Annotated in this window: 4 protein-coding genes; all 4 read right to left on the reverse strand. The window is 25.7% G+C overall.

The features are described from left to right. Nucleotides 1–128 precede the first annotated feature (128 nt). A complete protein-coding gene (locus R5Z65_RS09595; RefSeq protein WP_317368774.1) occupies nucleotides 129–1949 on the reverse strand; it encodes a DUF87 domain-containing protein in 1821 nt (606 codons plus the stop codon). Nucleotides 1950–1959: 10 nt separating this feature from the next. After that, nucleotides 1960–2643, reverse strand: coding sequence for a hypothetical protein (locus R5Z65_RS09600; RefSeq protein ID WP_317368775.1), 684 nt, complete (start codon nucleotides 2641–2643; stop codon nucleotides 1960–1962). A gap of 406 nt (nucleotides 2644–3049) precedes the next feature. Then, nucleotides 3050–3301, reverse strand: a complete 252-nt coding sequence (locus R5Z65_RS09605; protein ID WP_317368776.1) for a hypothetical protein — start codon at nucleotides 3299–3301, stop codon at nucleotides 3050–3052. Between the two features lie 418 nt (nucleotides 3302–3719). Continuing rightward, on the reverse strand, nucleotides 3720–4054 hold a 335-nt coding region (locus R5Z65_RS09610), incomplete at its 5' end, for a hypothetical protein (protein WP_317368777.1).

The following is a 4054-nucleotide window of genomic DNA, read 5'->3' on the forward strand; positions in this document are numbered from 1 at the left end:
ATAAAGAAATAGAACAACTAATAAAAAAACATATTTTAGAGTTTGAAAAAATAAATGGTGAAATTAAATTAGATAATAATGAATAATAAAAATAATAGTTTTAATTATATAACTTAAAGCTATTATTTTTATCTCCCTCCACCTTTGCCCATATATTCAAGTTTATATTCTGGTATTGTAAAGTTTATATGTAGCCTTTTTGCTCCAGCCATAAATAAGGCGTGTCCTCGTTTTTTAGCAAGGAGTAAATCTTGTTCAGCTTCTGTTAAATCATAAAGCCTCGTTGTTTCTTTTAAGTTTTGCCCATCTGTTCCCATAAGTATTTTGTATGTAGGTATATCTAAAAGTGCTTGTCCATATTGTTTTATATTATCGCTTAAAAAATCTACTACACTATGGGATATTACTGCCAAGCTTCCCTCATACTTTCTAACTCTTTTCATCATATTTCTTAAATATACAAGTGATCGAGGCACTTTTCCATCTATCATTAAATAACTTTCATCACATATTAACATTATTTTTTCATCTCTATTTTTACATATCTTTTCCCAACAACAAGTAAGTATATTAAAATATTGTGTCCTTTTTACACTATCATAAGTCCCTTGTAAGCCGTTTGTATCAAAACATATAAAGTTAGAATTATCTTCGACAGTTGTATGCCCATTCCATATAAAACTATCACTACCTATTGCTATATCTGATAGTAAAATTGATATTTCTGACAAAGTATTATTTTTTGTAATTTTAAATTCTTCTAAAATTAAGTCATATAAATCTTTAAAAGTTGGAAAATCTTCTGACTTTAACCTTGATACATCTGTATCCCAGTCTATACCAAAATTATTATATAACTTTATTAAACAATTTTTTAAAATAGCCATTTGCATATCTGTTAGAGAGCTATTATATAAACTAAAAAATATTTCTAAATTTTTTATATGTAATGCTAAATCATTTATACCATTATCCCCATTAAATAGCTTTTCCGTTTCGCTTTCATCATCTTTAGGTAGTGGTCTTATTTGTAGTGGATTTATTTTTCCTTTTGTTCCACCAACTGCATTTATGAGATTGCCTCCCAAGTTTTTACATAACTCTTTATACTCTGACTCTGGGTCTATGCAAACTATTTTAGTATTGTTCATATATTCACTAATTATTATATGTTTTATAACAGTAGACTTGCCAACGCCACTATTTCCCATTATTACAATATTTGAATTTGTTCTATCACTCTCCCTTTTCCATATATCTGTAATAACAAGTCCTCCGTTGCTATCACTTGCAAAATAATAACCTGTTCCGTCATTAAAACCACTTCTTGCAAAAGGAAATCCCCCTACAAAAGTTGATATAGGTACAATTTTTTGCAATATATTTTCTATTTTCTCACGATTAGTAAAAGTCGGATATATATGTTTAAAAAGCTCTTTTTGTAAATTTGGTATTGCTCTCATTTTACACTTTAAAACACTTATCATACTTTCTGAACGCCTACAAACTCTTTTAAAATTTTGTTCATCTCTTGCCATTGTTGCAACACAAACTGTCATAAGTGCTACTGTTTCATTTTCCCTATCTATTTGCATTATAATTTTTTCTCCGTCTTCTGCCGATTTTTCTGCCCTTTGTCTAGTTAAAGTATCTTTTGAAGATGATGCTATACTTCTATCGTATGCAATATTTCTTGATATTGCACTTATTAAATTTGTATTATCAACGGGCTTTATTCCTATTGTTACAACTGTGTTAGGTATATTTGTTATTTTAGATAGCCATTCACTTTTTACTTTATTAGGGTATTTTATAATACCATAAATTTTAGTAAAACTTTCGCCTATATGTAAAGTATTTTTATTAAATCTCAAGCCTATTGGCGTTAATATATCAAGCATTGGATTAGTTTGTTTTTTCTTATTTTTTATATTTATTTTTTTAGCCATAATTTTCTCCTTAATTTTGTATTATCGGTATATCTTTTGTAAAATCTGTATCTTCTAAATGAGCATAGTATGGGTTGTTTATTAAGTTTATAAATCTCATAATCTCCCTTTGATTTAATATTTCACAACCTATGTTATTTATAGTAAATTTTTCTACAAGTAACATAGCTTTCCTATATATTTCTTTTTCAATACCTTCTTGATATTTGTCCCATAAGCTTATGTAAAACTGCCTTTCTACTATATCTCCACTTAATGCAAAATTGTTCATTTCAATAATTTCTTTTTTGAGTAATTCCTTTTGACTATCATTAGAAAATTTTATCATTTCTTGCATATTTGAAATAATAGGGCTTATATCAACAGGGCGTGATACGGCTATAAATTTAAAAGGGTATTGTATTTCGGATAATTCTGCTGTTAAAGATTTTATCAAAGTTTCTTTTTCACTTTTGCTATACAAGTCTATGCTTATACTATCTACCCTTAAATACATCATAATATTGCCCTCATTAGTATATAAATATTTATCATTTATATCTTTTATATTTATAAATTCTTGAGCTGTTTCCTTATCTAAATCTTGTTCATCTTTATATTTTTTATTAGTAGAATTATTTATATATAATATCAGAATACTTCCACCTATAATCACACTCGTTAATATTATTATTGGTACTATTAATGTTTGCATTTTTTCCTACTTGATAAATCGGACCACCCGTTCAACAGGTGGCTTGCTCTAGCCCTATAAGGGCATTTTACTTGCTACGTCTTAAGACGTATTGAAATATTTTACAACTGCATATTTTCCACAAGTACCCCTTTAAGGGGTTATTTTTGTTGTTTGTAAATTTTTAAATACTATTTTTTACAATCTTATAATACTTATTTTATTTATATATTATAATGCTTAATATTTTCACTTGTTCTATATATCTGATAAAAATTATATTAATTGTATGCTTATAGAATATTTTTCTACTCATCGGCACAGCCTCTTTTGAACCACGTATAGAACACGTGGTATTCTGTATACAATAAAAAGGCATAATTTTAAAAATTACGCCTTTTAAAAAATAACTAAAAAATTTATACTATTAAAAATCTTTCTTTAAATTTTCATAAAATTTATTTATCTCTGCTAATTCTTTTGTAGTTAATTGTTGCTGCACTTCTATTTTGTGTTGTTGTATTTCTAATGATTTTATTATATGTTCTTTGTTTTCATTATATTTTATTTTTTCATTTATTACTTTTAGTGCATTTTCTAAATAACTAAGTTTTTCTAAAATATCTATTTCTTGTTTCAATTTATCTATATCTAGTCCGTATTTATCAACATCTTTCATTATATAAATATAAAACGGTATATATGTAAGACACAATATAATAAATAGTAAGCAAATGAAAAAAAATTCATCATAAAATTTATATTCTTTTTGCCAATCAATAATTATATAGTTCAAATTTAAAACAATACCAAAAAGAGTTATAACATTTAAACACTTGAAAAATGAATGTCCAGCTTTATTCATCAAAATATATTGCATTAAAATTACTTTTTTATCCTCAAGATTATTAGTATTTTTATATAATTTTTTTATATCCTTTTGTTTAGAGTTGTACTCACTAAAAGTTTTTGCAATCAAACAAAAAATACATAAAAAAACAAACACAGTAATAGCTATATATAACATAATATTCCTCAATTCTAATATAATAATATATATATAAAGTATAATATATTGAATTGAATTTGTCAATAGTTTAGTAACCTGTTTTAGGTAACTTACCATCAAACGTTGGTGTTGTACTTATTACTGTTGTTGTAAATTTATCTTCGTGTTTTACTGTTTGCATATCGTACTTGCCACCAACTGTAAGTATGTTAGTAAATTGTTCATTTTTCTTAACATTACTATTTACTTTTGCATAAATAAATGGCTTTTCAACTTCTCTAAAGCCTATGCCTACTCTATCAAATTCATATCTTAAATCTGTAATATATTCATCTTTTTGTAAGCCTTTAGTTAAATCTATTTCATATACTCTATCTGTAAATAAGTTATCTTGAAGAATTTTAAATTGACTATTTTTATTAG

Source organism: uncultured Tyzzerella sp. (assembly GCF_963558545.1).
In the GTDB taxonomy this organism is placed as follows: domain Bacteria; phylum Bacillota; class Clostridia; order Lachnospirales; family CAG-274; genus Tyzzerella.